Source organism: Paraburkholderia nodosa DSM 21604, from assembly GCF_000519185.1.
Classification (GTDB): Bacteria; Pseudomonadota; Gammaproteobacteria; order Burkholderiales; family Burkholderiaceae; genus Paraburkholderia; species Paraburkholderia nodosa.
The window spans coordinates 1-1340 of sequence record NZ_JAFA01000113.1; the positions used below are offsets into that span (position 1 = coordinate 1).

Annotated in this window: 1 protein-coding gene; it reads right to left on the minus strand. The window is 58.1% G+C overall.

Annotated elements, in window-relative coordinates:
• Positions 1-107 precede the first annotated feature (107 nt).
• The gene (locus tag A3CW_RS0144155; RefSeq protein ID WP_456152331.1) at positions 108-1058 is read right to left on the minus strand and encodes an IS110 family transposase; all 951 of its coding nucleotides are present in this window, start codon (positions 1056-1058) and stop codon (positions 108-110) included.
• Positions 1059-1340: the final 282 nt, after the last annotated feature.

Sequence of the window (1340 nt, forward strand, 5' to 3'; positions counted from 1 at the left end):
CCCCTTTGTGGGTGTCCAAAGAGGCTTGACCACTACACACCTACTTTTCTTTGCCAGCGGCAAAGAAAAGCAACTGTATTGAAGGTCAAGGGGCAAGGCCCAAAAGATCACGCTTTTGGGGGATTCCAGGGAATGGCATCGCGCATCATGGCGTTGAGCTGGGTAAGCAGCTTGCGCATGCCTGCGACGAATGCGACCTTGGTTTTTTTGCCTCTGGCACGTAACTGATCACAGAAAGCCTTGATCTGGGGATTGGCCCGTTGAGCTGCGACGCAGGCCATGTAGAGGGCACGACGCACGATGTGGCGACCGCCTTTGATATGGCGCTGCCCCTGGTAGCTCCCGCTATCGACGTTAAACGGGGCGAGGCCTACCAGTGACGCGATCTGCCGCCCGCTGAGGGTGCCCAGTTCAGGCAGAAAGGCGATGAGTGTGGCGGCTGTGGCTCTGCCGATGCCGGGCGCAGAGCGTAGCAAGACTTCAGTCTTGCACCAGAGTTCGTTCGAACGCAGGAAGGAGTCGATGTCGTGGTCGGCGTCCTTGATACGTTGCTGGAGGAACCTGATGAGTTCGTCGATGCTGGCGAGAGCGGCCTTGTGAGCGCGTTTGCGGCGATTCTGCTCGGCTGTGAGCATCTCGATCAACTGGGCCCGGCGCAGGATCAGAGCCTGCAACTGCTGGGTCTGATCATCGTTCAAAGGCCGCACGGCGGGCTTGACTGCAGCGCCGTAGTGAGCGATGACTCGCGCATCGATGCGGTCGGTCTTGGCGAGCCGGCCGGTCGATTTAGCGAAGTCACGCACCCATTTGGGATTGACCGCAACGCCAGGCAGGCCGGACTGGCACAAGGCTTCCAGGACAGCTCTTTCGAGCTTGCCGGTGGCTTCGAGCACGACCAACTGGGGTTTGAGGGGCAGTAATCGGTTGATCAGATCGGCGATACCTTCGGGAGAATTGGTGACCCGGAAGTATTCAGTGGACTCGTGACAGGCCACATCGAGGAACTCGCCGCTGACATCGATACCGACGAACAAGGGAGAAACGGAAGAAGATTGGATTTGGTTCACCACAGCACCCATACTTGCAGAAATGCGAGCTCGAGGCTCAGTCAACTGTCCGGGTTCGGAGCGGTAAGTGGAAGCGGCGCCACCGGCTTTCTTTCGGGCTGCGAGCCCTTGTAGGACAAACGGGCTACCGCTTCCTGCGAAAGGAAAGGATCAGTTTCCAGACGCAATAACAATATACAAGTAGGCAAAAGAAAGCCGCTTAAACCGCTAGCGCCTGCCACGGTTCACATCGCGCCGTTGATGGTGAATGGCTCCGGAGCGTCTGTCACCTCT